This window comes from Paenibacillus sp. JZ16 (genome assembly GCF_015326965.1).
GTDB lineage: Bacteria > Bacillota > Bacilli > Paenibacillales > Paenibacillaceae > Paenibacillus_AQ.
Genome location: NZ_CP017659.1, coordinates 1,974,285 through 2,000,326, shown reverse-complemented (window position 1 = coordinate 2,000,326; position 26,042 = coordinate 1,974,285). Strand labels below are relative to the sequence as shown.

Sequence of the window (26,042 nt, the reverse complement as noted above, 5' to 3'; positions counted from 1 at the left end):
CGCAAAAAAACCGCCCCGGTGGGTCGGCTGTCTGAAATTCGATGTTGAATTATGCGGGTTACATTGCTATAATTAGCAATGGTTTGTCATTAAATAACGATGATTTGGTTAGAATATCACAATTGTATTATATCACAGACATATTACGCTGTCAACCAGTATATTAGGGGGATGAACAAATGGCTATCAGCGAACAGGATTGGCAAGAAGAACAGGCGCGGGTAACGGAAGTGACAACGAAAATCGGTAATAAAATATCTCAGCTGGAAGCGAGCGTCGGGGATATCCGTGAAGTCGTTATTGATATGCGGAAAGACTTCTGGGACGAAGTAACGGTCAACTTCAGCAACCCGGACGATTTGGGTGAAACGTCCACCAACCTGAGGCAGCAGTCGCAGGTGCTGGCGGAACGTGAGCATGCTCATCTGCAATCCAGCAAGCTGCTTAAGAAATATAGAAAACTTGTGGAGTCCCCTTACTTCGGACGCATTGATTTTCAGGAGGAAGGAACCGCGGAGACGGACATTATTTATTTGGGAACAGGATCTTTTTTGGATGAACATATGGAGACGTTTCTGGTTTACGATTGGCGGGCTCCAATCTCGAGCTTGTATTATGATGGGGCGCCCGGCCCGGCCCAATACGAAACGCCCTCGGGCACGGTTAAAGGCGAAATGCTGCTTAAGCGCCAATTCGTCATCCATAACGGCGAGATCAAGGTGTTGTTTGATACCGGCGTAACCATTGGAGATGAGCTGCTGCAGCAGGTGCTCAGCCATAGCGCGGATGATCGGATGAAGAGCATCGTAGCTACGATTCAGAAGGAACAGAATGCCGTCATCCGAAACGACAAAACCCGCATGCTGATCGTTCAGGGGGCTGCCGGCAGCGGCAAAACCTCAGCGGCACTGCAGCGGGTAGCTTATCTGTTGTATAAGTATCGGGAGACGCTTCGGGCCGACCAGATGATTCTGTTCTCTCCGAACCCCCTGTTCAATAGTTATGTATCCACGGTGCTTCCGGAGCTTGGCGAGGACAATATGCAGCAGACGACCTTCCAGTCCTATCTGGAACACCGGCTGGGCAAGGAGTTTGAGCTTGAAGATGTGTTTACGCAGACAGAATCCTTGCTGAATGCGGACGATTCGCCGCATTACCGTGCGCGACTTGAGAGCATATCCTTTAAATCCTCGGGAGCCTATCTGGATACCATCAGACGATACAAGGAATTGCTGGAGAAGGGCGGGATGCTCTTTAAGCCTGTCGTATTCCAAGGTAAGGTGATCGTCAGCGCCGACGAAATGTCCGCGCAGTTCTATAGTTATGATTCGGCGGTTAAACTCGCTGGCCGGATCGACCTGATGAAAGAGTGGATGCTCAAACGTCTGTCGGAGTTCGCCCAGAGCGAAAAAGACGCCCCGTGGGTGGAGGAGCAGATCCAGCTCCTGGATACGGAAGATTACCAGCGGGCCTTTCAAACGATGAGACGTAAGCAGAACCGGAAGTCGGACACCTTTGACGATTTCGATAAAGAAAGGGATGTCCTTGCCAAAATGGTCATCAGCAATCGGCTCAAGCCGGTTAGACGCTGGATCAAGCGGTTTCGATATGTGGATGTAAAGGGCATGTACCGAAAATTATATACCGATGAATCGCTATTTCGCCGGGCGGCCGGACATTTGGAGACGCTCCCGGACTATTGGGAGGAAATCTGCAGTCTCACCGCTGCGTCACTGGACAACAAATCGCTGCTGTATGAGGATGCGACTCCGTTCCTCTATCTAAAGGAGCTGCTTCAAGGTTTCCGCACGAACACGTCGATTCGTCATGTGATTGTCGATGAAGTACAGGACTATTCGGGATTTCAGCTGGAATTCCTGAAGCGATTGTTCCCGCGAGCGAAAATGACGGTGCTGGGGGATCTCAATCAAGCCATTTACGCACATGGAGAGGCGCTTGGCAATCTGGAAAATCTGGTGAGTCTGTACGGCGAGGAGGATACGGAGGTCATCAATCTGACGCAAAGCTACCGGTCTACGTATGAAATCGTTGATTTCACGCGGCAGATGATACCGGGCGGGGAACGGATTGTACCATTTAACCGGAGCGGCGAAGCTCCACAGGTGGTTGCAGTGAACGATAGAGAACGTCTGCATGAAGCGATAGTCTCTGATATCCGTGAGCTTCATGAACAGGGATTCCAGTACGTGGCGGTGATCTGCCGGACAGAAGAGGAGAGCAGACGCGTACACGAGCAGTTGTCGGCAGATATCCCTGCGCGATTAATTACCAAAACCACTCCTGCATTTGAGAAGGGAACGCTTGTCGTTCCTGCCTATCTGGCCAAAGGCGTGGAATTCGACGCGGTGATCATATACAACGGCTCCGAGGATGTGTACCATCGCGAAAGCGACCGCAAGTTGTTCTACACCGCGTGTACGCGTGCCATGCACAAACTTCATGTATATCATATCGGGGAAAAAAGCCACTTTATACCGGATCAAAACTAAATAATTTAAGGTCTGTCTGCGCAACATCTCAGGCAGGCCTTTTTTTTCATGAATGATATATGAAAACCAAGCATGTTTCATAGAAGAGGAAAAAAACGGAAGCGAAATTAGGAAGCGGTAATGAGCAAGCTTTATACCATAAGGAGGGAGTTATCCATTATTTATCATGATTTGACCGGTGATTAATAATATTTTTCAATTATTTTCGGGAAAAGCGCTTTCTCGATCGCCGAGTCTATTCATTTTTGACATAAATTTGACGAAAAAAGGTTTGGGGGTATACTACTTATCAAAGGTCGGGTGCTTGCGGATGAAGATAAAAACAAAATTAATTCTTTCGTCTACGATTCTTGCAGTGGTAACGTCGGTAATCGTAATTATCGCGTTTATCACTTCGAATATGACGGAGAAGAGGTTCAGCAAGATTATTGAAGTGGATCAGAAGGTCATTTATAACCTGACGCAATTGGAGACTCTATTGACGGGCGTCTCTAATGATGAACGGGGGTACCTATTGACCGGTGATTCGACCTTTGCAGATTCATTGAAAGCGAAGCAGGAGTCCGTCACCAAACTCATGGCCGAAACCAAAGGCTTGATGACGGCTGAGGAAGACCGCAACGTTTTTAACGAGATCGAAACCGGGTATGTCATATACACCGAAGCCGTGAATGAGGTGTTAAACAAATTAGGGTATGACACCGGTTTTTACAAGGCTGTACCGTTCCGGGTATATGAAGCTGCTTTTAACCAGGAACGCGAGGTGCGCAAGTCCTTCAGTACGCTTATCGGACAATTTACAGTACATAAAAATGAAGCCTTGGCTAAGCAGGCTGATCAGATTGCGGCCAGCAGCCGATTTCAGAATTTGATCATTATGTTGATCGGAGTTGCAGCCGTTGTTTATTTTGCCATACAAGGATATCTTCTTACCCGTTCGATTCGTCCTTTGAATCAGATGAGCGATCAGCTATTGAAGATTGCCGAAGGCGGAGGGGATCTGGTTACCCGATTACAGATCAATACGAAAGACGAAATCAGGGATGTAGCTGACGCATATAATAAATTGGTCGATGGCTTCAGGGAACTCGTCGTACAGGTGCAGGATACGGCCGGCAAAGTCGGTATCGCAGCTTCGACGCTGCACTCCACAACCGAGGAGATTCGTCAAGCTTCCCAGCAAACCTCAGGTATTATGGAAGAGCTGGCGGCCGGGGTAGAGAACCAGCTTCAGGATACGGAGGAAACGACGGCTACGGTAACGGACATGGCGGAAGGAATGAAACACATCGCGCATGCCGCCCAAGACGTCTCCGGCTTGGCAGCAACGACGAACCAGCTTGCGGCTGAAGGGGAACAGGCACTTATCCATACACTGTCACAAATGGAAGGCATACGCACCAGTGTGGATCAATCCGCGCAATCGGTGCGTGCGCTCGGCGAAAAGGCCTCCAACATTGGAGCGATGGGTCAGATCATTATCGAAATTGCGGAGCAAACATCATTGCTTGCCTTGAATGCCTCAATTGAGGCCGCTCGGGCGGGCGAGCATGGCAGAGGTTTTGCGGTTGTAGCGGCGGAGGTCCGGAAATTGGCTGATCAGGCATCGAACTCCTCCGTCGAAATCAGACAATTCGTCCATGAACTTCAGCAGGATATTGTTGATCTGGCCGGTGTTATGGAGCAGGGGACCCGCGAAGTGACCGAGGGCATGAATGTGGCACAAGGAGCCGAGAGGGCCTTTAAGGACATTGAGCAATCCGTCGGTGAATTGAATGAACAAATTCAGAGTGTCACCGCTGCAACAGAGCAGATGAACTCCGGAGCGGGAGAGCTTGTTCACGCCATCCGCCGAATCCAGGAGGTCACCGAGACGACGGCAGGGGGAACTCAAAGCGTCAGTGCCGCCACGGAAGAGCAGCTGGCCTCAATGGAGGAAATTACCAATTCCGTTGAAGATTTGAATGTCATGTCCAGCAAGCTTCGGCAGTTGATGTCCGGCTTTAAAGTATAAATAAGGAAAAAATGTATATGGGAAAAAACGGCCACCTTGCAATCATGCATATTCCGGGGAAAAGAACCTACAATATGGATGACAGATAACGCAAAGGTGGTCTTCTCTCATGGAAAACAAGAAATGGGATCTGGTTGCCCTTGCATCCATACCACTCATCATGACGTTAGGCAATTCCATGCTGATTCCCATTTTGCCGCAGATCTCCAAAGCTCTAGGGATCAGTTCCTTCAAAGTTAGTATGCTTATAACGGTGTATGCTGTTGTAGCCATCTTACTGATCCCGATTGCCGGTTATTTATCGGATCGGTATGGACGAAAGAAGATCATCATCCCTAGCTTGATTATTGCGGCATTAGGCGGAGCTGTCTCGGCTGTGGCTGCCTGGATGCTGAGTGGGACGGCGGCATATTACGTTATTTTGGCAGGACGGTTTCTACAGGGAATTGGTGCTGCCGGGGCATTCCCCATTGTCATTCCGCTTGTCGGCGACATGTTTAAAGAGGAAGAAAAGGTCAGTAAGAGTTTGGGCATTATCGAAACCTCCAATACGTTTGGCAAGGTAGTCAGTCCAATACTGGGCGCCCTGCTCGGAAGTTTTATCTGGTTTTTGCCTTTTATAGCGATTCCGGTTCTTTGCCTGATCTCTATCGTGCTTGTCATTTTTCTTGTGAAGACACCCAAGTCGAACAACGACGATAAACAATCCATACGCGAGTTTTTGAAAACAACCAGGCAGGTTTTGCACGAGAAGGGAAGATGGCTGTATGCGATATTCGCCATCGGCGGCATTGCGATGTTTGGCGTGTTCGGCGTGCTTTTCTATTTGTCGGAGACGCTCGAGAGCACTTACAATTTGCACGGTGTGATAAAAGGGCTTGTGCTTGCGATTCCGCTGGCTTTGTTATGTCTGTCTTCCTATTTAGCCGGTAAATTCACGGGCAAAAATAAAGCGGCTAAAAAGTGGACCGGTTTCGCGGGTATGGCCATTTTGACGGCTTCCCTGATTGTCACCGGATTTAGTTCGCAGATTTATTTTGTCGTCGGTATGATGACACTTGGCGGCATCGGGATCGGGATGGTACTGCCATGCATGGACACGCTGCTGACGGAAGGCATAGAGAAGGAGCAGCGAGGTACCATTACCTCGCTATACAGCAGTATGCGTTTTATCGGCGTATCGCTCGGACCTCCAGTTGTCTCGCTGCTCCTCGGGGCGAATCATTGGGTGCTGTTCGGCACTTTGGCAGCCGTCGCGGCTGTAGGCAGTCTGCTCACCTTATTCGCCGTGAAGCCGGAGGCAAAGGAAGACGATACCGGAGGGAATTCATACCGAGTCGACTTCAAGAAACCCCAGGGCTTGAAAAAGAAAGGTCTTGTCCATAAATAACGGACAAGACCTTTCTCATATCTGGATATTTTCTTTGGATTTGCACCCATTGCTAACTCTGTTAACCAGCAGCAGTGGGTTCGGTATCCTCAAGCTGTGACATTCTTTTGATGCGTGATTGTCCGGTTACCTGCATGATGATATAAATCAGGATTAACATCACAAGCGCAATGGCTGAATAACGGTACATGATCGCGTAGGAAGTGGATTTGGCGATGGAACCGAGCGCGATCGAGCCGATAGCGACACCGAAATCCAGAGAGTTGAAGAACATGCCGTTGGCCATGCCGCGCTGCAGCGGATGAACCTCCTGAATCATCCAGGTCTGGATGGATGGCTGCATTGCACCGAAGCCAAGGCCATAACATAATGCCGATAACAGCATAGTTCCCGTCGATGTGGCGAAGGTCAGTAACAACAAACCGGCGACCATTAGAATAGCAGCGGGTATAACCAGTGCCTTGTGTCCATACCGGTCATAGATTCTGCCGGAGAACGGCCGCACCAAAATAATGGCAATGGCATTGAACAAGAAGAAATACTGGGGATTCCGGAGGTGAGCCTCGGTGCCGAACAACGCCATGAAGCTCAACAGTCCGCCGTACGTAATGGACATCAAAAAGTTAAGGACGCTGGGCAGAATCAGCTTTTTATTGAATGAACCTTTAGGTTGCTCCTCAACTCGAGGTTGAACCGCTGCGGGGAGCTCCATATTTCGTTTTGCTGATCTTGACGTCAAAACGTAGGCGAGCGGGAAGATAAGTACATTGATCATGACGGTGATGATCACAAGCGGTGTGAACCCCCCGTCTTGCAGGAGCGTCAAGCCGATCATCGGTCCGATCGACATAGCGAGCGTAGTGGATAAACCGAAGTACCCCATGCCCTCGCCCAGCCGTTTGATCGGGATGACGTCCGATGCCATCGTAGGAAACGAGGTGCTGGTCATGCCAAAGCCGATGCCAAACAAAACGCGCATCAGCAGCAGAAAGGCAATGCCGGATGCCCAGTAATAACCGAGCGTAGCTGCCAGTGAAATGAACAGCCCGACGTACAGGAGCAGGCGCAGCTTCCCTTTTTCCAGCGCTTTACTTGACACGAAGCGGGAAGCGATCGCGCTGAAGGCGAACACGCTGGTTATCAGGCTGACCTGCAGCGGGCTTGCCATAAACGCCTCCTTGGCATATGCGGGCAGCGTGGTCAGCATCATCTGCAGGGTCAGAAACAGAAAAAGGTTGCTGACCATCAAGGTGATGAATTCTTTGGTCCATAATCGTTGTTTTGTATTCATTTCATTCATGTGAAACATCACTCCTGTTTGTCTAAGTTGTGTATGTTGGCATTGATGCGCGAGAGCGTGTCCCAGAACATCTCTAATTGATGATCGTCAATGCCTTCGATTAACTGGCTTCCGCATTGACTTTCGATGGTTGTGGTTGCCTCGATCAATTCTTTGCCTGTATCCGTCAAAAAGAGCTGGAAAGCTCTCCGGTCGTTAACCGAAACGGATTTGCGAGTATACCCTTTTTTCTCGAGCAGATCCAAAATACGGGTAGTGGTTGGTTGGTCCTTATCCGCTTTGGCGGCAACTTCCTTTTGATTTAACCCTTCGTGCTCTCCGATGTGGTATAGAACCAGCCATTGCTCGGGGGTGATATCATAGGGCTTCAGGGCATTGGCAAACAAATGCGATGCGCGGCGATAGGTGTAACCCAGATGAAAACCGATGGAGGGGTTGCGTTTAGGCACTTTCAAGAAACAAGTCACACCTTTCATTTCAAGTTTTCAAAAATAGTTGTCTAAACAATTATATGCCTGACATGCAAATCAGTCAAACCATTCAAAAAATTAATTATCTGCATGACAGGGTTTCGTTCAACGATGTGGAATATGAAAAATGGAATGATAACATAGCTCTAACAATTGCGAGCTATATTTATAGTACAAACCAATATCTAACCACTCAGGAGGAAGTACAAATGTCACAATTGATTAATTTTGCACACCGCGGGTCATCGGCCATATGTCCCGAGAATACGATGGCTGCTTTTGCCAAAGGCTTGGAACAGGGAGCTACCGGGATTGAAACCGATGTTCAGATGACGAAGGATGGAAGGCTGGTTCTGATCCATGATGAGAGTGTCGCCCGTACCACGGGGGCCGAGGGGCTAGTCAAGGATTATACATACGATGAGCTGGCCAAGCTGGATGCAGGCTCATGGTTTGGAGCGGTTTTTCAAGGGGAACGGATACCGCTGCTGGAAGAACTGCTGGAATTAACGAAAAATCACGGCACGATTGTTAATATCGAGCTGAAGAACGGATCGATTCAATATCCCGAGCTGGAAAAGCGCGTGATCGAGACCGTAAGACATTACAATATGTCAGAGCAAATCGTCATCTCAAGCTTTAATCATTATTCCCTGGTGGAGTGCAAACATATTGATCCTGAAATACGAACTGGCCTGTTGTATGGCGAAGGGTTATACAAACCGTGGGAGTATGCCAAATTGGCTAAAGCGGATGCTCTTCATGCATACCATCGCGCAGTTCTGCCGGAATGGGTAGAGGAAGCGAAACAGCATGGCGTAGTCTATCACCCTTGGACCGTCAATGACGAGGAGCAGATGAAAGCCTTGATCGATGCCGGCGTGGCGGGCATTATTACGGATTATCCGGATGTACTCGGAGGATTGCTACAAATTAAGGGAGCGTGACTTTGTGAAGAAAACATGGCTGCTGGGCTTTGGCTTTTTCAGCATTAGCATTACCTGGGCGCTGTACAATGCGTTTGTGCCCTATTTTCTGGAGGATTACATATCTAGTGTTGCCCTGATCGGTTTCTTTATGACGATCGACAATTACTTTGCCTTGTTCTTGCAGCCATGGATCGGAAGTCGCAGCGACAGGACCCACACCCGGTACGGCAGAAGAATGCCTTACCTGCTCATCGGTATGCCGCTTGGCGCTCTGTTTACCGCAATCATTCCGTTTCACAACGGGATGGCGACATTGATACTGTTCATGGTCCTCATGAACCTGGCCATGAGTCTGTATCGTTCGCCTACCGTTTCATTAATGCCGGATATTACGGAGGAGAAACGCCGCACGAGAGCCAACGGCATCATTAACTTTATGGGCGGCATAGGGTCCATATTGGCTTTTGGCGTGGGCTCGGTGCTGTACAGTGCTCATCAGTCCCTGCCTTTTATTGCCGCAGCGGGCATAACGCTGGTGTCGTTGTTCATTTTGAGAACGTTTATCCAGGAGAAGCGTGACGCTCCAGGCTATCAGGCTCAGACGGCCGCCAAATCTAAAGTTTCCTTCAAGAGTCAGATCAATCGGACGACGGTGCTGCTCTTGGCGGCGATATTTTTCTGGTTTGTCGCATATCAAGGGGTTGAGACGCTGTTTACTTTGTACGGGAAAAACGAGATGGGGCTAACGGAATCGCAGGCTTCCTTTTCCCTGACGTTTTTTTCGCTCGCCTTTGTTGTGTTCGCCATTCCAAGCGGATGGCTTGGCGGTAAATTCGGCAAGAAACGGATGATTCTGATCGGAGTCAGCGGGCTATTGGTTGTCTTTGCGCTCGTACCATGGGTTGAGTCACTGCTATTGCTTCGCATATTGCTGACCGTTGGCGGATTATTCTGGGCTTGCATCAATATCAACTCCTATCCATTTATCGTATCTACAGGATCGGAGGACAGCATTGGGACACGGACGGGAATGTACTATTTGGTATCCTCACTTGCGGCAATCTCGTCACCGCCTCTTCTGGGCAAGCTTATTGATGGCATGGGTTATTCGATTCTGTTTTATTGCGCCGCAGGCAGCATGCTGCTCGCGCTGATCTGCGTGCTGATGATCCGGCATCAGGAAACGGAAAGCCCTGCAAACTCGCAGACCGCTTCCGCCAGCTTGTCCTAGCCGATTAAATTTTTTGCTAACCGAAGGTTAGGCTCCTGCTGGTCAGTGTGTACGGAATAACATTGACGAGAGCTTGCCGGCACAGGTAGAATCTAATATCAGATAGATTTGAATTAGAATATGCCGGCAAAGGTGCAGGAGCTGATTCCAAGGTTGACAACGATTTATGATATTGCCAAGAAAACAGGCTATTCGCCTACGACGGTGTCGAAAGTCTTCAACAATTATCCGGATGTCCGGGAGAAGACGAGAGCCAAGATTCTGGCAACCGCGAAGGAAATGGGCTATCTTCCTAACGCAAACGCCAGATCGCTTACGACGAAGAGATCCTGGACCATTGGCATTCTCTTTGTGGAGGCTACAGGAGCAGGGATTCGTCACCCTTATTTTGGAGCCGTCATCGAAAGTTTTAAGAAAATTGCCGTATCCAAAGGGTATGATCTGATGTTCATCTCCAAGGATGTCGGCGGCCGAAGAAGCAGTTATGTGGAGCATTGCAAAATTCGGGGCGTCGACGGCGTGGTCGTCATTCTGTCGAGCAGCGAGGACCCCGATTTCAAGGAGCTGCTGGATAGCGGCATACCGTGCGTCATTCTGGACTCGTCACCGGAGCATGTGCATTCGGTTTACTCCGACAATATTGGGGGGAGCATGCTGGCACTTCGGTATTTGCATTCGCTTGGACATCGCAGCATTGCCCATATATCGGGCGGATTGAATACGTTTGCAGGCGAGCAGCGTCAGCAGGGCTATGAGCAAGCCCTACGGGAGCTTGATCTGGAACGAAGGGAAGAGTACATAACAGGCAGCGATTTTTTCTCCATCGAGAGCGGATATGAAGCCATGAAGAGGCTGCTGGGGCTGGAGGATCGGCCGACAGCTGTTTATGCCGCTGGAGATCTGCTTGCGCTTGGAGCTATCCGTGCCGTGCAGGATCATGGCTTGAATGTACCGGGAGATGTGTCCATCATCGGTTTTGATGATATAGAAATGTCCCGTTATATTACCCCTGCGTTAACGACCATACGCCAGGATACGGAGCAGCTGGGCACCGTTGCGGCAGAGATCCTTCTTACTTCGATCGAAGAACAAGACGCACCAGTACAGTCGGTTATGCTGCCGGTTCAATTGATTATCCGGGAATCCTGCCGCCCGGTCACTTAGGTGAAATATAAAGGCAGGACTCATTTTCGCCACTTTTCGAAACCGGTTTCGAAAAGTGGCGAACGCTGAATTTTGAATCAAAGTATGAACCCATTTAAGGAGGATCTGAGCATGTCAAATTATCGTTTTGAGAAGGATACCTTTGTGATCGAGCAGTATGATCACGCCAAACCGTTTTCCAGCTTCCTGCCGGGGATCGCTGGCTTGAAGGGGATCCCGATGTGGACCTTTTATGTGAATCGGGGTCAGGGGATTTGCAGCTTCGGCATACGGGATAAGAACTCGCCGATCATGGAATTTTCCCCGGCAAATATCTCGTATAAGAATGTGTCGACAACCGGTTTCCGTACGTTTATCAAGATGGCGGGGGCACCGGTAGTCTATGAGCCGTTCCAATCCTTTCAGCCGGATTCCAAAGCAAAGAGAACGATGTTGATCCGTCAGAATGAGCTGTTCATTGAGGAGGAGCATGCTGGTAACGGATTACGCACGTCGGTGTCGTATTTTCAGCTGCCCGGTGAAGATTTTGCCGCACTTGTCCGCGAAGTCAGCGTAACGAATATCGGAGCTCAGCCTGTATCGCTTGAACTGCTGGACGGCATGCCGGAGATTCTGCCTTACGGTGTCGAGAATAGCGGGTACAAGGAGGTCGGCAATCTCCTGCGTAGCTGGATGGAAGTAGAGAACCTTGAACGGGGGATCCCGTTCTATAAAGTTCGCTCCAGTACGCACGATGAGGCGGAAGTCAGCGAAGTTACGAGCGGTCACTTCTATCTGTCGTTTGATCAGCACGGGAAGTTGATCCAACCCTTTGTAGACTTTGAGCTGATCTTTGGCGAAAACACTTCATTAATCCACCCAGATCGATTTGCCGTGAGCTCGGTGGAAGCTTTGATGAACGCCAAGCCGTATGCCGTCAACAAAGTGCCCTGCGGATTCAGCGGGGTGTCGGCTACGCTTGAACCTGGGGAGACGGTGACGTTTTATACGCTGGTAGGCCATGTGAACGATATCGGCAAAATCAATAAGCGCTCCAAAGATTTGTGTTCGCCTGCCTATATCCTCCGTAAACGCGAGGAGGCCTCGGCGTTGACACGGGAATTAACCGAGGATGTTGCAACCAAAACGGGATTACCGCTATTTGATGAATATAGCCGTCAGTCCTATTTGGACAATTTTCTGCGGGGCGGATATCCGTTCCTATTCGATAATGGGAAGGAAGGGGCCGTTGTCCATCTATACTCCCGCAAGCATGGGGATCTGGAGCGGGATTATAACTTCTTTTCTCTTGCGCCGGAGTACTATTCACAGGGGAATGGAAATTTCCGGGATATGAATCAGAACCGCCGAAATGACGTGTTTTTCCACCCGAAGGTAGGTACATTCAACATCCGGATGTTCTTCAGTCTCATTCAAGCCGACGGATATAACCCGCTTAGCGTAGAAGGAACGAAATTCCGCGTGAGTGAAGGGAAGAAACAGGAACTGGAGAAGCTGCTGCGGGCCTCCGCGGCTCAGGAAGATTATGAGAAGCTGGCCAAAGCATGCGACGGGGATTATACGCCGGGTAAAATCATCAACGCGATTTCGGATCAAGGCATCAGGCTGGAGATCAGTGAGGAACGGTTCCTGTCCGGGCTGTTGACGATATCCGATCAACATTTTGCCGCTTCGTTCGGCGAAGGGTTCTGGTCGGATCATTGGACTTATAATATGGACCTGGTTGATACCTACTTGGATATATATCCCGACCGTTATGAGGAACTGTTGTTTGGCGAGAATGCGTATACGTTCTTTGACAGCCCGGTGTTCGTCCTTCCGCGGAGTGAGAAGGTAGTGATCAGCCGGGGCAAGGTACGGCAATATGGTGCGCTGTTGGAGGACGAGGAGAAACTGAACAAGCTCGGCAGAAAAAGGAACGCTGCGGAATGGCTGCGTGTAGATGGCGGACTAGGCGACATTTACCGCACGAATCTGTTTGTCAAAATGATCTCATTATCCCTCAATAAAATGGCAACACTCGACCCTTACGGGATGGGGGTAGAGATGGAGGCGAACAAGCCGGGCTGGAATGACGCGATGAATGGTTTGCCGGGCCTTTTTGGGTCGGGCATGAGCGAAACAATGGAATTGAAGCGAATGGTCGCATTTATCGTGGATGCGGCCGAGCGGTTCGGCCATCGAGTGATTCTGCTACCGGAGGAGATTGCGTCTTATTTAGAGAGCGTATACGAAGCCGTACAGCTATACCAGTCCGGCTCACTGGACTCATTCGGTTATTGGGACTTGGTAGCGGGGCAGCGTGAATCCTATCGTGCATCGGTTCGGTACGGGATTAGCGGCCGGGAGGTTGAAATTTCGGTGAAGAACGTGAAGAGCATGTACGAAGCCTTCCTGGATAAAATCGAAGAAGGAATCCAGCGTGCCGAGCAGATGGGTGGCGGAATCGTGCCAACGTATTTCCGTTTTGAAGCCGAGCGATTTGAAAAGGTTCGGGATGCAGCGGGAAACCCGGTGATTACCCGCTATGGTTTGCCTGCCGCAAAAGTGCTTGAATTCAAGGCTTATGCGCTCCCGCATTTTCTGGAGGCACCGGCTCGCGGCATGAAGCTCGCCGATGAAGGCCGGGCGAGAACGATGTATGACCGGATCAAGGCATCCGATCTGTATGATTCCGCGCTCGGAATGTATAAAACGTCCGTCAGCCTGGAGGGAGAAACCGATGAAATCGGACGCATCCGTGCATTTACAGCCGGCTGGCTGGAGCGGGAATCCGTATTTTTGCATATGACCTATAAATACTTGCTTTCATTATTAAAAGCCGGATTGTATGACGAGTTTTTCTCGGAGATCAAAACGTCCCTCATCCCTTTTCTGGACCCGGCTGTTTATGGACGCAGCACGCTGGAGAACTCCTCGTTTATTGCCAGCAGCGTGAATCCGGATCCCCACGTGCATGGACGTGGTTTTGTGGCAAGGTTGAGCGGATCGACGGCCGAATTCCTAAGCATGTGGATTACGATGATGGCAGGAAAAAAGGTATTCCGATACGAAGGCAGCCAGCTGCAGCTTCATCTGAACCCCGTTCTCCCAGCGTGGCTGTTTGACGAGAATCAAGAAGTGTCGTTCACCTTCCTTGGGGCCGTCAAGGTGACGTATCGCAGCGAGCGCGCAGCCAATACGTACGGTCAGGACGGCGTTACGATTCACCGTTTAACTCTCACCACGGTGGGAGGAGATTCGATCGAAGTCGATGGGCCTCATATTACAGGTGAGTTGGCTCATGAAGTCCGTAACGGGAACATCCGGTCCATTCACGCTGTAATGAAATAGAGGGAAACGCAAGCAAACAGGCCACCCGAGATGATGAAGTGCTCCCTGTCAAGTAGACAGACTAAAAAAGCAAAATCATTAGCACTCAATATCCCTTCGGTTATCAAGACTGAGGGGATTATTTTTCTTAGTTAAGCTGCTCGTCGATATTCGTTAGGGGATAAGCCGTTTAGTCGTTCGGTGTATCGAAAATTATTGTAATAATAGATATAAGCTCTTACACTACGAAGGAGACTGTCATACGTATCGTACTTCTCCAGATAATAGCTTTCTGCTTTTAAGGTACCCCAGAATCGTTCAATGGGTTGGTTGTCCAAACACCGGCTTACACGAGACATACTTTTTGTAAACTTGTATCTCTTTTGAAGTTGTCTGTATTCCAGCGAAGTATATTGAAAGCCGCGATCACTGTGCAAGAGCGGCGTAGCATTCGGATTTCTTTTATATGCTTTCTTTACCGTATTCATGACAAGCTCATTGTTATTGGAATGGCTGAACACCCATGAAACAACAGAGTTGTCATATCCATCAATAATGGCACTCAGGTAGGCCTTGCGGCCATTTCCGTACTTTAGCTCTGTTACATCGGTGCACCACTTTTGGTTGGGGACCTCCGCTTGGAATTTTCGGTTCATGACATTCTCAGCGATATGTTGGGCTGGAGCTTTCATGTAATTTGGCCGTTTTTTGCGAATCACTGCCCTTAATTCAAGGGCTCGCATGCCGTTTACGGTTGTAACTTTTTTTAAGCTTACGATTTAACTGAGTACGCATTTGGCGATAACCGAGTATCCCGTTTCGTTTGTCATAGCGACGCTTGACTTCCTTGGCTAGTGCAAGATGTTCAAGTTCCCTGACGGATGGGATCCATTTCAGCCACTTATAATAGGCAGATCGGGCGATTCCTGCTAGCTCACAGAGCTTGGTGATCGCATATCCCTTCTCGGCATGCAGTTCTGTAATCGCTTGATAAATGTCTGCATGCCGAACAAGGGTTAACGTGTATTTCTTCGCCGGATCTCTGTCAACTTTTTTGCGAGTGCATTCTCCATTTCTAAATGCTCATTTCGTGCCTCGAGTTCCTTGATCCGAAGCTTTAACCGTTCCTGTTCGTCTAGCTCTTCTAGCGGCTTTTTACGACCTCGGAGGTCTTTTAAGGCTCCATGACCACTCGCTTGATATTTACGAACCCATGCGTACACTTGCTGGTAAGAGACCCCGTACTTGTCGATGACTTTCTGGTAATCTAAATCATGGGCGATGGTGAATTGTACAATTTCAATACGTTCTTCGTAAGTCGTTTTCCGTCCTTTATTCATATGAGGGGGTTCAATCCTTTTCCGAGTTGGTTTCATTTTCACCCCTTCAGTATACTTGGAAATCCAGCTCTCTAACACAGATTTACTCGAAATATGGTACTTTTTCACCACCGCTCGTACAGAGTATTCTCCAGAGCGTACATCTTGAATGGCAGATAGTTTTAGCTCCTTGGAGTAGGATTTCCATCCCCTGGATTCTCTTAATCCTTCTTCTCCATCTACTTTGTATTTCCTTATCCAATCATTAACCGTGTTTTTATGGACCCCCAGTTGTTTTGCCTCATGGTTAGGATTGGATTCATGTTGCAAGCAACGCCTCACAACCTGAATCTTGATTTCATATGAAATCGGGCTTCTTTTGGACATTACAAAAACTCCCATCATAGGTAGAAGTAGAATTTCATTTTTTCTACTGTCTACTATGATGGGAGCATATCAATGAATCGGGTGGTCTATTCACTGTTATTTGAAGTTCTGTTTATTCATTAGGGGGCTTTTTGTTATTGCTTGACATGGCCGAGCCAAACGTAATGCCAATGGCGGCACCGATCGCTATGCCGATAGCGATATTATCCATGGCAACACCAATGGCTACCCCAACGCCGACCCCCATGCTTATCCCAAGGGCCATGTTGTTCTTTTTCTTTTCCATACGACCGTCACCTCTATCTGTATCTGTTGATCCCGACAAGCGTCCTTCCTACTCTAGCTGCTATTGTTTTTATTATAGAGGATATTGGACGTGGATGTCGGATATCCGCTGCTTCATGTTTTCTTCGCTTGCAAGTCCCAGTGTTGCAACCCATAATAGATATATCGATTTGAAATACATATGAATTCAACATCTCCGAGTGCGAGGAGGGGGTTGTCATGCAGTGGATCGCCATGCTGACGATGCTGATCGATCATGTAGGGCTTGTGTTTTTTCCGCATCAGGAGATTTGGAGAATCATCGGCCGCATTGCTTTCCCAATCTACGTCTATGCTCTTGTTCAGGGGCACCGCTACACTTCTTCGAGACCCAAGTATATCATTCGGCTGGCCGTTATTGCGGTGATCTCCCAAATTCCCTATCAGCTTGCGCTGGATCCTGAAGGGTTGAATGTGGTCATTACCCTGGTTGCTGGAGCTATCGTTTTATATGTGCTGGAACGTTCGGAATCCCAGCTGTTATCGTGGATGGTTGTTGTTGCCGCCTGTGCCCTAATGAGTGAATTTCCGTTTGATTACGGAGCTTACGGACTGCTGTTGATTTTGATTTTCCGATATGCTCAGGCCAGCTGGCTTGTTCCGCTTCATATGGTGCTGAACCTGTTATTCTGGTTCCTTAATAACTGGGAGCTGCAGATGTGGAGCGTCATCCCGACGGCTGTGATAGCTTATGGCCCGCATGCATGGAGGAAACTGGAGTCTATCCGGGTGAGTCGCTGGGTATGGCGTTCATTTTATCCTCTGCATTTACTGATTATTGCGTTATTACGGGTGATTGTATAGAGATGCACTCTTTAGGTTACCGGTTGATGGATTGATTATATACAAGGAGAGACATACATGTTGAATATCGCAATGGCTGCCTGCATCCTATTGTTCGCAGCGGCGGGTTACATCGCATTCATGAATTCCAAATTAATTGCGGATAAAAAACGGGAAGCATACATTCCTCCGCCTGCTTCGGAATATACCGTTTATATGACGCCTCAGTTCACGGAGGAGGACAAAAGATCGATGAGTCCGATCGGCGTCATGGAATTTCGCGACCCGCAAGGGATGATGAAGGTATATCTTTGCCGGGTCAGGAATGCATCCGAGGATCTGAAGCTGGAGCAAGCCGGCAATGTGTTTCTTCATCATTTGACGAAGGCCAGGGACACTGGCACGCTGATGTTCTACCGCACGGTGGAGGAGGCGCTGCAAGGACCGGAAGAGAAGAGTTTGACCGACCGACTGTCTGCAGCTGCCAAAAAAAAGCCGAGAACAGAATAGGCAAACAGGGTCAATCCACCCACTAGCGGGGTAATAAAGAAATAAAAGACCGAAAGGAGATTTTCCGAAATGAAAACATTTAAAATCGGAAGGACATCGGTCTCCGTCTTTATAGGCGATATTACGACATGGACGGGCGACATTATCGTCAATGCTGCAAATTCGGGACTGCTGGGTGGAAAAGGCGTGGACGGCGCAATTCATAGCGCCGGCGGGCCGGAAATCATGGAGCAGTGCATGGAAATTCGCAAGCAGCAAGGCGGCTGCCCGCCAGGCAATGCCGTGATTACCGGTGCAGGCCGGCTGCCTGCCCAGCATATCATTCATACGGTCGGCCCGATCTGGGAGGGCGGCGGACGGCGTGAGGAGCATACGCTGGCGGAATGCTACCGCAACAGTCTCCTGCTTGCAATCGAGGTGGGTGCCAGAAGCATCGCCTTTCCTAATATAAGCACGGGTATCTATGAGTATCCTAAGGCTCCGGCATGTGACGTTGCGTTAAAGGCGGTTACGGAGCTGCTTGAGGAGGATCTGCCGGATAACCGCCTGGATCGGATTGACTTCGTTTGTTTTTCTCCTGATAATGAAGAGCTTTATATCCATTGGCTTGAGCAGTACACACAGGAGAAGGAGGCGCAAGTATAAGAAAAACCTTATCGACGCACATTCTCAGAAGATAGACCGCGTTTATGGGAAGTTTTTCTTGCGATATCAGGAATGCCATGCTTCGAAGTTTTAACTTTCTGATATCTAAAGAAAAACCTTATCGACGCACATTCTCAGAAGACAGACCGCGTTTATGGGAAGTTTTTCTTGCGATATTCAGGAATGCCATGCTTCGAAGTTTTAACTTTCTGATATCTAAAGAAAAACCTTATCGACGCACATTCTCAGAAGACAGACCGCGTTTATAGGAAGTTTTTCTTGCGATATCAGGAATGCCCGTGCTTCCATTCCCGGAAGACAGACCGCGATTCATTAATAAAATCAGGGGCGCAGTTAGCGCCCCTGCCGTTTGTCAGTCGACTTTACATATGATAGGAACCGCTTGGCTCAAACAGCACCCATTCCAGCATCGTGATCATATCGTCGAGGCGGGTTTCCTGATTGAGAAGGGAGGCTCGCTCCGGACTGTTCTCCTCAAGAGCAGTCAAGCGAGTGTGCAGCTTTTTCTTCTGCATCATAAGTTCATTGATCTTGGATTTGATTTGGTTCTCGGTTCGCATAAGTACAATCCTTTCGTTTGTATGAAATCCATCTGTTTACCCCATATTATAGCATTTGACTCAGCTTAAGACGAAGGAGCGGATTCGCATGGAAAGTGAATATAATATGAAGAAAATCGCGGCGGAGCATGCCGCCAAGTATGTCCAGGATGGGATGAAGATTGGGCTGGGCACAGGCTCAACCGCTTATTACGCGATTCTCAAAATCGGCGAGATGGTCCGATCCGGACTCTCGATTCAGGCCGTGGCTACCTCTGAAACCTCGGAGAAGCTGGCGATGGAACAAGGGATATCCTTGACGCCTATCCATCAGATCGATCGCTTGGATCTGACGATTGACGGGGCGGATGAGTTGGATGACCAGCTCCGTTTAATCAAGGGAGGGGGCGGAGCGCTTCTCCGCGAGAAGATCACGGCTTTTCACAGTGAACGGCTCGTGATTGTGGCGGATGAAGCGAAAACCGTAGCTCAACTCGGCACTTTCCCGCTGCCGGTTGAGATTGTCCCTTTTGCTTTTGAGTGGACTGTTCGGTCACTAGCCCAGCTTGGTTGTTCGGTGGAGATCCGCCGTAAGCAAGATGAGGGATTTTATGTTACGGATAACGGGAATTATATAGCTGATTGCCGGTTTCAGCATATTGCCCGTCCTGAGGAATTGAGCTCTCGGCTAGGCGCCATTCCTGGCGTGGTTGAACATGGGCTGTTTATCGGTATGGCTGACCAAGCGATCATCGGCTGCCAGGATGGAACGGTACGGATATTACATTCCGGGAGCATAGAAGCAAAGAATACATTTGACAGTTGATCCGGCGTTCATTAACCTTAATAACATGATATCTTTCGGAGGGTGAAATATGTCGGATATTCAAGAACACGAGGATACCCCGTTACATTTGCTGGTTGTCCTTGCCAGAGCTTATAACGCAGTGATGACACATTCGCATCGCAGCATCAATAGTCACGGATTGAACTCCACCGAATTCGGCGTATTGGATGTGCTCTATCACAAAGGACCGCAGCCGCTGCAAAAAATAGGCGAAAAGGTGCTCATTTCCAGTGGTAACATTACATACGTGGTGGACAAGCTTCAAAAGAAAAACCTGCTGGTTCGCCGGGCTTCCGCTGAGGATCGCCGCGTCATTTATGCTGAGCTTACCGCAGAGGGAAAGGAATTCTTCGAAGCCATCTTTCCTCAGCATCAGGAATTGATGGTTAAGGTGCTTAGCGGCTTGTCGGAAGACGAGAGAGCGCAGGCGGCGATGCTGCTGCGTAAGCTTGGGATCAGTGCGGAGAAGATGTTATAGACCTATAGAAGTTTTAGATTGGAGATATGTATGCTTAAAGATATAACGATGCAAGCGATGCAACCCGAAGTAAAGGAACTGCTCAGTTACTCGGTATTTCCGGATCCGGAAGCCGTGGATCAGGCGGCTGCTGCTTATGAGACGGGCCCAAGCCGGTTGTTTGGATTTGAAGAGGACGGTCTTCTCTTAGGAGTCATCGGTTTTGATGTCGACCAGGACGAGCTTACCATTCGGCATCTTGCCGTTCTTCCGGAGAATCGGGGAAAGGGATATGGACGAGGATTGATTTTGGAGCTGCTCCTTGAGGTCCAGCCTAAGCCGGCCCGAGTTATTGCCGAAACGGACGAAGATGCCGTAAACTTCTACCGCAGTATCGGCTTTGAGGTGTACAGCCTGGGAGAAAAGTATCCGGGTGTTGAAAGATTCCGCTGCATTTACGAGGTGGAGGAATCCGAAGAATAGGCTATTCTTATCCAAAGCATGTTTGCCGTCTTCGAGTGGAATTAAAATTGCCATTCAAGACAATAGACCCGTTTCGCAATGGGGGTACTCCTCATATAATGTCGTAACGAGCGGGGCAGGGGGTGAACATGTTGGTGTACCATTATACCGCTGTCGGCGATTCCTTGACCTTCGGGTTTGGGGCGATGCCTGGCAGCGGTTTTGTTCCGTTATACCGCCGGATGGCGGAGGAGAAGCTTCGCCAGTTCGTGGCCCATGAGAATCTCGGGGTCAATGGATTAACCTCGGATGAGTTATACGATCGGGTCGTTCAGCTTCCTACGTATCGCTTTCACCTGCAGCAGGCTCAGATCATCACGATATCGATCGGAGGGAATGACTTGATACGTGCGGTAAAGTCCACGGGAGGCCCACCGAATCGGGAGGTGCTGGATGCTGCCTTGTATCGATGTCAGAATCATGTGGCTAATACCATTAGACATATCCGTAAAATAAAGACTCCGGTCAGCAAACCTTATTTTATTCGCGCTATCGGTCTGTATAATCCATACCCGGCCTGGACGGAGGCAACGGAATACGTGATTCGGTTCAATCGGCACTTGATGGGGCTAAGTGATGGTTATTTTCGAGTAGCTGATATTTACGCACAATTTTCAGGCCGAGAGAAAGAACTGATGTCGGTGGACGGTTTACACCCGAATGGCCGAGGGTACCGGGTGATCGCGGAACAATTAAACCGGCTTGGGTACAAGCCGCTTGCATAACCAATCGAATGTTTAAGAAAAAAAGGGTGTCCCCTGGTCTCTCGACCAGGGGACGCCCTTTGATTTATGTAATCCTTATTAATTATAATAATTTCCTGAAAAAGCTTCGTACGGCCCATTTGCGTTCTTGCCGTTTTTTGTATTTCGGCAGTGACCGGTATACATCCATAGATTCCTGATAAGACTTCTTGGCATCCTCGGTCCTTCCCAGCGATTGATACATATATCCCAGCAAATAAAAGGCTTCGCTTGAAGAAGAGTGAATGGAATGGAACTGCTCTAAATAATGGAGCGCCTTCTCCCGATCCGAATCCCGAAATGCATCGGCAAGCCTAAGATAAGGCCGGCCGTATTTGACCCTCGGGTTGATCTCCAGGGCCCGGATAATATCCGACTCTCCTTGCGGTATGCTGCCGGTATGCAGCCGTGCGTTTCCGATATCGTCCCAGAACTCGGCGGAGTCCTCCAAGCTGGATTCAATGGATTCAAGGAGCTTCAAGGCTTCCCCATACTTACGTCGCTCCAGAAGCAATCTGGCAAGCTCGTGCCTTGATGAAACGTCGCTGGGGCTAACTGCAATCTGTCTGCGCAGCTTGGAAATATTACGTGCGCGCTTAATTGGCTTTGTCACGCTGGGAAATACCCCGACGAAGCGGCGGTCCAGCACATACACGATGAGCAGCAGCACCAGGATCGCCGTAATCGGATTACCGAAGATGTAGAACAGAAATCCAAAAATGATGAGTTTAAACAAAAGGGATCCCTCAATTTCTATGTGAAGTTGTAACACAAATTATACCATAACATGGATTTATTTAGGTGGAAATACGATCGGTTCCATAGACCTTGAATACATGCGCATGTCGGAATAGGCCATAGGTATTGAAAGAAGGTCGATGATAGCCGATAAAGGTAGTAAAGAGGTGATAATCATGGCGAAAAAGGGACAAATATTCCATCATTACAGTTTTGAAACGAAGAAAAAGGCAGTCGCCATGCGGCTGGAGGGCATGACTAAGAAAGAAGTGGCATCGGCCTTACAAATATCTGATATCGGACGGCTGAAAGTGTGGATGCGCAAATACCGTGAGTTGGGCGAAGAAGGTTTGGTCGATCGCCGCAGGAGAATTGTATATTCAGATCCTGACACCGAGCGGGATGAAAAAGAACAGCTTTCGCAGGTATAGACAATAAGTGATCGCATGAGGTGTGGTAAACGACCGTTACACCATGCCTCTTTCATATGGGAATCAAGGGTGATGCTCTATAGTCGTATCCGGGATTTTCGAATGCATGGGCCAATTCATTAATCTTATCCCGAACAGGCGGCAGCCCAGTTCATTTGAGCGGAACCGACATAACATGTGGTATGTTCAAAAAAGGAGGGATTCATGTGAGCGGAGTAGGAGAAGGTTACGGCGGCTATGGATATGGCTCTTCTGTAGGTGCTATTTTGGTATTATTCATCTTGTTGGTGATCATTACTCGCGCATTTATCTAATCCGTCTTTTGAGCGAACAAACCAATTGAATCAATAAGTAAATACCGAGCACCTTGAGCAGTCACAACGACAGACCGTCCAAAAGAGGCATGGCCTCTTCTTAGGGCGGTCTTGTTCATGATGAAGGGAGTATCGGCGTGAATGATTTGTCATGAATATCGTTTAACGTTTAACCTCATATGAGAATAATCTCCAAAAAAACAGACCGCTCGAGAAGAGTGGTCTGTTTTTGGGAGAACGAATATGGACCCGGGTCCATCCTCTGTCCCCGGTGTGCTACTCATGCTACATCATAATCAATATAACCTTACCGTTAACGAAAGATACGATATCAAAATTCGAGTACCCCCAGGTTTCAATGGTTTTCCCGCCGCCAGTGGTAATGTCCTTGGCCGCCGGATTTCCCCATGACAGCTGCACCTGTTCTTTGGTCATCCCGAGGGAAACCTGGCCTGCTTTAATCTGTTTCCAGACCGATGCGGACCATTTGTATTTTTGGTAAGGGTCGTAATTTAATAGGGAAGATCGGTCCGCAAACAGCTGCATTACTTCCGAAGACCGCATAGGATAGCTTTTCACTGTTTTTCCAGAAGCCGTTTGGAAAATCACATTGAATTCGCCTTTGTCATCCGGCAAAATGTCGGTTACCGTCAATTTCGAGAAGCGTTCCAAGTCTTCGAAATCATTCACCCAATACGTTCGACCAATAAATTTAACCAAGCTGCCCTGCATCGCTTTTTTGATCAAGCCAGCCGTCTCATTGGAAACAACGGTCATGACTGCATCGCTCCCGAAGGAGATATTCGCTTGTTTCCACTTGGCTTCCCAGCCGATTTTCGCGCCCAGAACATCGGATAACACGGAAGCTGGAATTAGCAATTCGCCTTTGTCGGTCATCGGAGCTGCCTTTAAGCGCAGCGGGCTGCCATTCAGCTTGGCCTGGTTGCTGCCTGCCGTGAGCAAGAGCACGGTCTCTCCAAACTTGGCCTCCACGGATCCTTTTTTGGCCGAATAGGTGCCGCCCAGTGCCTGGATGACGGATTTGGCCGGCACCATGATATTCCCGTTTACTTGTTTCGCATATTTCAAATTGTTGCGCAGGCTGGACGATACCGTAATCGATTTGGACAAACCGCCCGAGGTTACCGTAATCTGTGTCTTGCCAACGCCCGCAGACTTCAGTATTCCGTTCTTCTGTACGTTCATCAGATAAGGCTTCTCTATATCGATCAGGGCATCTTTAACCGGCACTTTGATCTTGGCCCCGTTCGTGTAAGTCTCCTGGATACTGACTTCAAGGGTATCCCCTACATAAGGCTTGGCTTCGGATATCGAAACCGATAAGGCCTTAACGACTGGCACATCAACCGATTTGTTCTGCCCGTTCGTGTGGTGTATCCAGCTTCCGTCAGAACGCTGAGCATAGAACCCCTCCGACAGATCCTCGGCATTTCCGTAAATCGAGGTTCTTACGATCCCGCTTAGTCCGGAGACCTGCTCCTTGAGCTTCCAGCGGTCTTTATACACTCCGGTTGTCCATACGGTTCCGTCTTGGAGCGTCACAATCAGAAGATCCGTCGGCTCATTGGATGCATAAACGATATGAGCTGCGTTCTGGGCGACGGTAACCGGGATGATGCGCCCGTTATCATCAAAGTTGGACGTTTCGTATACCACCACGTCACCGTTGTCACGCAATAGGGCAACACGCCCGCTGTGAACCGTCATGGATTTGACCCCGACCGGGTTTTCCACGATACCGAGCTTCTTGAATTGTCCCTTTTTGTAGTTATCCTCTAATAGCAGCTCCCCGTTTGAGGACAAGGCGGCAAATTCTTGATCCGCATTGGCGATAAGCAAAATGCCGCTGAGGTTTTTTGCTTTTTCCGAGCCGCCCCATACGGTGCCGTCCGACTTCAGCCAGTAGGAACCCGCTATCTGCTTCACTCCGCTTGTTCCCGGAACGACCTCGGGTCCCTTGCCGATATCCCATTCCACTAATCGCCCATCCTGCGTCATGCCGATGCCTCCGTATTCATAACCGCTGATGGCTGCAACTTTACCCGGCGTCCGTATGGCATGTCGTCCGTCGATCAGGGACCACATGGAGCCATCGCTCATCAGGTAGGTGTTCCTTCCCGCAATGTCGCTGATCTGGAGCCTGGACTCTTCGGCAGAAGCGATCCCGTGCGTCGTGCCTGCAAAACCAAGTCCCGCCAGCATGGTAAATAATACGAGAACATACAACGTTCTTCTCACTTACATGACCTCTCTTTACTATACAATTAGGAATATTTTTCAAACAGCTTAATTGATTCGACAAAATTTACGCTATTCCTGCAATTGTCGCGTGGTGCTATGGATAAAAAAGGGAGCAAAAAAACGCCCTCCGATAGATATCTGGGGACGTTTTGTCGGTTAAGCTCGTGATTGTTTGTTGAATTGCCTTGACCTTAACGGTGTTTTAGTTGAGAGATTACGGTGGGGATCATTGGTGGCAGAAACTTGATTATGTAATATCAGTTCCTCTCAACAGCAATAAAGCCGCGTATAAATCATTCTTCACTGTTTCGATTATGGCGAATTTCCTGAACGTAAGAAAAGAGATTAAAGCGATCCAGGCATATTTCATTCTCGTTCGTTCTATTTCTGTATCTTCATGGCTAATGAAACGATTCATGAATCAGTTCCTCCCCTTGAAATGGGTGTCTTTGTCCCACTATTCGTGCGCCGGGTCGCGAGCAAATGTTCACAGTGTCAACCCTAGCGGAACAAATACACAATGCCGGCGACCGCAAGAAATACGAAACCGGCTAGTAAGAACCAGATGGATACTTTCTCCCTGGATGCGCGGTTGTCCTTGGGTTCAGTAAAGAAGTAGTCTCTTTGATGGTAATCCGTAGTAATAAACGCTCCGGATAGAAGCCCAGCAATCGCCAGGCAAGCCAATCCTGCATATAAAAACAAGTTCATCACTTGTTCCCCCCATCATGCCCTTTATTGTTAGAACGTTTGCTGAGAGGGAATGGTTATGCATTTTTACACAGGTAAATGCATCGTCTGACTAGAAGCAGCAATTGATATGACAAAAAGCCGCTCATCTCGTTTAGCGGCTCAACATAAAAAAAGAACTAAATCCCTG

At 48.9% G+C, this 26,042-nt stretch carries 26 protein-coding genes; 16 read left to right on the top strand and 10 right to left on the bottom strand.

The window, feature by feature from the left end:
- The first annotated feature begins 179 nt into the window (after positions 1-179).
- The 3 genes from helD to BJP58_RS08945 all read left to right on the top strand — a co-directional run bounded on the left by helD (position 180) and on the right by BJP58_RS08945 (position 5,914).
- Complete coding sequence (helD, locus tag BJP58_RS08955; RefSeq protein WP_194543626.1) at positions 180-2,510, top strand: RNA polymerase recycling motor HelD; 2,331 nt, start codon at positions 180-182, stop codon at positions 2,508-2,510.
- A gap of 310 nt (positions 2,511-2,820) precedes the next feature.
- Positions 2,821-4,524: a methyl-accepting chemotaxis protein gene (locus BJP58_RS08950; protein WP_194543625.1), complete on the top strand. Its 1,704-nt coding sequence runs from the start codon at positions 2,821-2,823 to the stop codon at positions 4,522-4,524.
- An 85-nt stretch (positions 4,525-4,609) separates the two neighbouring features.
- Positions 4,610-5,914, top strand: coding sequence for a bacillibactin exporter BcbE (locus BJP58_RS08945; RefSeq protein ID WP_336245466.1), 1,305 nt, complete (start codon positions 4,610-4,612; stop codon positions 5,912-5,914).
- A gap of 61 nt (positions 5,915-5,975) precedes the next feature.
- Here BJP58_RS08945 and BJP58_RS08940 read toward each other — a convergent pair whose 3' ends face one another.
- Entirely contained in the window at positions 5,976-7,214 is a 1,239-nt protein-coding gene (locus tag BJP58_RS08940) for an MFS transporter (RefSeq protein WP_194543623.1), read from the bottom strand.
- Positions 7,215-7,222: 8 nt separating this feature from the next.
- Positions 7,223-7,663, bottom strand: a complete 441-nt coding sequence (locus tag BJP58_RS08935) for a MarR family winged helix-turn-helix transcriptional regulator (RefSeq protein WP_308116327.1) — start codon at positions 7,661-7,663, stop codon at positions 7,223-7,225.
- Positions 7,664-7,893: 230 nt separating this feature from the next.
- On the opposite strand from BJP58_RS08935, the gene BJP58_RS08930 reads away from it, so the two are divergent.
- From BJP58_RS08930 to BJP58_RS08915, 4 genes are all read left to right on the top strand, one after another.
- The gene (locus tag BJP58_RS08930; protein WP_194543622.1) at positions 7,894-8,631 is read left to right on the top strand and encodes a glycerophosphodiester phosphodiesterase; all 738 of its coding nucleotides are present in this window, start codon (positions 7,894-7,896) and stop codon (positions 8,629-8,631) included.
- Between the two features lie 4 nt (positions 8,632-8,635).
- A complete protein-coding gene (locus BJP58_RS08925) occupies positions 8,636-9,844 on the top strand; it encodes an SLC45 family MFS transporter (RefSeq protein ID WP_194543621.1) in 1,209 nt (402 codons plus the stop codon).
- A 153-nt stretch (positions 9,845-9,997) separates the two neighbouring features.
- The gene (locus BJP58_RS08920; RefSeq protein ID WP_194543620.1) at positions 9,998-11,008 is read left to right on the top strand and encodes a LacI family DNA-binding transcriptional regulator; all 1,011 of its coding nucleotides are present in this window, start codon (positions 9,998-10,000) and stop codon (positions 11,006-11,008) included.
- 111 nt (positions 11,009-11,119) lie between these two features.
- Positions 11,120-14,341, top strand: coding sequence for a cellobiose phosphorylase (locus tag BJP58_RS08915; protein WP_194543619.1), 3,222 nt, complete (start codon positions 11,120-11,122; stop codon positions 14,339-14,341).
- 131 nt (positions 14,342-14,472) lie between these two features.
- On the opposite strand, the gene BJP58_RS08910 is transcribed toward BJP58_RS08915, so the two are convergent.
- The 3 genes from BJP58_RS08910 to BJP58_RS08900 form a co-directional block, all read right to left on the bottom strand.
- Positions 14,473-15,063, bottom strand: a complete 591-nt coding sequence (locus BJP58_RS08910; RefSeq protein WP_267907880.1) for an IS3 family transposase — start codon at positions 15,061-15,063, stop codon at positions 14,473-14,475.
- A gap of 273 nt (positions 15,064-15,336) precedes the next feature.
- A complete protein-coding gene (locus BJP58_RS08905; protein WP_194543617.1) occupies positions 15,337-16,026 on the bottom strand; it encodes a helix-turn-helix domain-containing protein in 690 nt (229 codons plus the stop codon).
- A gap of 112 nt (positions 16,027-16,138) precedes the next feature.
- The gene (locus BJP58_RS08900; RefSeq protein ID WP_194543616.1) at positions 16,139-16,312 is read right to left on the bottom strand and encodes a glycine zipper domain-containing protein; all 174 of its coding nucleotides are present in this window, start codon (positions 16,310-16,312) and stop codon (positions 16,139-16,141) included.
- A gap of 218 nt (positions 16,313-16,530) precedes the next feature.
- Here BJP58_RS08900 and BJP58_RS08895 point away from each other — a divergent pair, with 218 nt between their 5' ends.
- From BJP58_RS08895 to BJP58_RS08885, 3 genes are all read left to right on the top strand, one after another.
- Positions 16,531-17,154 (top strand): TraX family protein, encoded by a 624-nt coding sequence (locus BJP58_RS08895; RefSeq protein ID WP_194543615.1) that lies wholly within the window; start codon positions 16,531-16,533, stop codon positions 17,152-17,154.
- Positions 17,155-17,211: 57 nt separating this feature from the next.
- Positions 17,212-17,643, top strand: coding sequence for a hypothetical protein (locus tag BJP58_RS08890; RefSeq protein ID WP_113057284.1), 432 nt, complete (start codon positions 17,212-17,214; stop codon positions 17,641-17,643).
- A 69-nt stretch (positions 17,644-17,712) separates the two neighbouring features.
- A complete protein-coding gene (locus BJP58_RS08885; RefSeq protein WP_071220022.1) occupies positions 17,713-18,288 on the top strand; it encodes a macro domain-containing protein in 576 nt (191 codons plus the stop codon).
- Between the two features lie 383 nt (positions 18,289-18,671).
- Here BJP58_RS08885 and BJP58_RS08880 read toward each other — a convergent pair whose 3' ends face one another.
- Entirely contained in the window at positions 18,672-18,869 is a 198-nt protein-coding gene (locus BJP58_RS08880; RefSeq protein ID WP_194543614.1) for a hypothetical protein, read from the bottom strand.
- An 88-nt stretch (positions 18,870-18,957) separates the two neighbouring features.
- On the opposite strand from BJP58_RS08880, the gene rpiA reads away from it, so the two are divergent.
- The 4 genes from rpiA (at position 18,958) to BJP58_RS08860 (ending at position 21,399) form a co-directional block, all read left to right on the top strand.
- Entirely contained in the window at positions 18,958-19,674 is a 717-nt protein-coding gene (gene rpiA, locus BJP58_RS08875) for a ribose-5-phosphate isomerase RpiA (RefSeq protein WP_194543613.1), read from the top strand.
- 49 nt (positions 19,675-19,723) lie between these two features.
- On the top strand, positions 19,724-20,173 hold the full coding sequence (locus BJP58_RS08870; RefSeq protein ID WP_071220025.1) for a MarR family winged helix-turn-helix transcriptional regulator: 450 nt from the start codon (positions 19,724-19,726) through the stop codon (positions 20,171-20,173).
- Between the two features lie 30 nt (positions 20,174-20,203).
- Complete coding sequence (locus tag BJP58_RS08865) at positions 20,204-20,635, top strand: GNAT family N-acetyltransferase (RefSeq protein ID WP_071220026.1); 432 nt, start codon at positions 20,204-20,206, stop codon at positions 20,633-20,635.
- Positions 20,636-20,763: 128 nt separating this feature from the next.
- On the top strand, positions 20,764-21,399 hold the full coding sequence (locus tag BJP58_RS08860) for a GDSL-type esterase/lipase family protein (RefSeq protein WP_194543612.1): 636 nt from the start codon (positions 20,764-20,766) through the stop codon (positions 21,397-21,399).
- A gap of 82 nt (positions 21,400-21,481) precedes the next feature.
- On the opposite strand, the gene BJP58_RS08855 is transcribed toward BJP58_RS08860, so the two are convergent.
- Complete coding sequence (locus tag BJP58_RS08855; protein ID WP_071220028.1) at positions 21,482-22,153, bottom strand: tetratricopeptide repeat protein; 672 nt, start codon at positions 22,151-22,153, stop codon at positions 21,482-21,484.
- 178 nt (positions 22,154-22,331) lie between these two features.
- Between BJP58_RS08855 and BJP58_RS08850 the strand changes: the two genes are divergently transcribed.
- Both BJP58_RS08850 and BJP58_RS08845 read left to right on the top strand, forming a co-directional pair.
- Positions 22,332-22,586 carry a helix-turn-helix domain-containing protein gene (locus BJP58_RS08850; protein ID WP_071220029.1) on the top strand — a complete coding sequence of 85 codons (255 nt, stop codon included), beginning with the start codon at positions 22,332-22,334 and terminating at the stop codon, positions 22,584-22,586.
- A 206-nt stretch (positions 22,587-22,792) separates the two neighbouring features.
- Positions 22,793-22,900 carry a YjcZ family sporulation protein gene (locus BJP58_RS08845; RefSeq protein WP_233355008.1) on the top strand — a complete coding sequence of 36 codons (108 nt, stop codon included), beginning with the start codon at positions 22,793-22,795 and terminating at the stop codon, positions 22,898-22,900.
- A gap of 285 nt (positions 22,901-23,185) precedes the next feature.
- Here BJP58_RS08845 and BJP58_RS08840 read toward each other — a convergent pair whose 3' ends face one another.
- The 3 genes from BJP58_RS08840 to BJP58_RS08830 form a co-directional block, all read right to left on the bottom strand.
- A complete protein-coding gene (locus tag BJP58_RS08840) occupies positions 23,186-25,159 on the bottom strand; it encodes a stalk domain-containing protein (RefSeq protein WP_194543611.1) in 1,974 nt (657 codons plus the stop codon).
- 250 nt (positions 25,160-25,409) lie between these two features.
- Positions 25,410-25,580, bottom strand: a complete 171-nt coding sequence (locus BJP58_RS08835) for a hypothetical protein (protein ID WP_194543610.1) — start codon at positions 25,578-25,580, stop codon at positions 25,410-25,412.
- 83 nt (positions 25,581-25,663) lie between these two features.
- Entirely contained in the window at positions 25,664-25,873 is a 210-nt protein-coding gene (locus BJP58_RS08830) for a DUF5316 family protein (RefSeq protein ID WP_194543609.1), read from the bottom strand.
- Positions 25,874-26,042: the final 169 nt, after the last annotated feature.

Coding starts and splice junctions, on each gene's coding strand:
- helD (WP_194543626.1), top strand. CDS start 180: ATGGCTATCAGCGAACAGGATTGGCAAGAAGAACAGGCGCGGGTAACG.
- BJP58_RS08950 (WP_194543625.1), top strand. CDS start 2,821: ATGAAGATAAAAACAAAATTAATTCTTTCGTCTACGATTCTTGCAGTG.
- BJP58_RS08940 (WP_194543623.1), bottom strand. CDS start 7,214: ATGAATGAAATGAATACAAAACAACGATTATGGACCAAAGAATTCATC.
- BJP58_RS08930 (WP_194543622.1), top strand. CDS start 7,894: ATGTCACAATTGATTAATTTTGCACACCGCGGGTCATCGGCCATATGT.
- BJP58_RS08915 (WP_194543619.1), top strand. CDS start 11,120: ATGTCAAATTATCGTTTTGAGAAGGATACCTTTGTGATCGAGCAGTAT.
- BJP58_RS08910 (WP_267907880.1), bottom strand. CDS start 15,063: ATGCGAGCCCTTGAATTAAGGGCAGTGATTCGCAAAAAACGGCCAAAT.
- BJP58_RS08905 (WP_194543617.1), bottom strand. CDS start 16,026: ATGTCCAAAAGAAGCCCGATTTCATATGAAATCAAGATTCAGGTTGTG.
- BJP58_RS08900 (WP_194543616.1), bottom strand. CDS start 16,312: ATGGAAAAGAAAAAGAACAACATGGCCCTTGGGATAAGCATGGGGGTC.
- BJP58_RS08895 (WP_194543615.1), top strand. CDS start 16,531: ATGCAGTGGATCGCCATGCTGACGATGCTGATCGATCATGTAGGGCTT.
- BJP58_RS08890 (WP_113057284.1), top strand. CDS start 17,212: ATGTTGAATATCGCAATGGCTGCCTGCATCCTATTGTTCGCAGCGGCG.
- BJP58_RS08885 (WP_071220022.1), top strand. CDS start 17,713: ATGAAAACATTTAAAATCGGAAGGACATCGGTCTCCGTCTTTATAGGC.
- BJP58_RS08880 (WP_194543614.1), bottom strand. CDS start 18,869: ATGCGAACCGAGAACCAAATCAAATCCAAGATCAATGAACTTATGATG.
- rpiA (WP_194543613.1), top strand. CDS start 18,958: ATGGAAAGTGAATATAATATGAAGAAAATCGCGGCGGAGCATGCCGCC.
- BJP58_RS08870 (WP_071220025.1), top strand. CDS start 19,724: ATGTCGGATATTCAAGAACACGAGGATACCCCGTTACATTTGCTGGTT.
- BJP58_RS08865 (WP_071220026.1), top strand. CDS start 20,204: ATGCTTAAAGATATAACGATGCAAGCGATGCAACCCGAAGTAAAGGAA.
- BJP58_RS08860 (WP_194543612.1), top strand. CDS start 20,764: ATGTTGGTGTACCATTATACCGCTGTCGGCGATTCCTTGACCTTCGGG.
- BJP58_RS08850 (WP_071220029.1), top strand. CDS start 22,332: ATGGCGAAAAAGGGACAAATATTCCATCATTACAGTTTTGAAACGAAG.
- BJP58_RS08835 (WP_194543610.1), bottom strand. CDS start 25,580: ATGAATCGTTTCATTAGCCATGAAGATACAGAAATAGAACGAACGAGA.
- BJP58_RS08830 (WP_194543609.1), bottom strand. CDS start 25,873: ATGAACTTGTTTTTATATGCAGGATTGGCTTGCCTGGCGATTGCTGGG.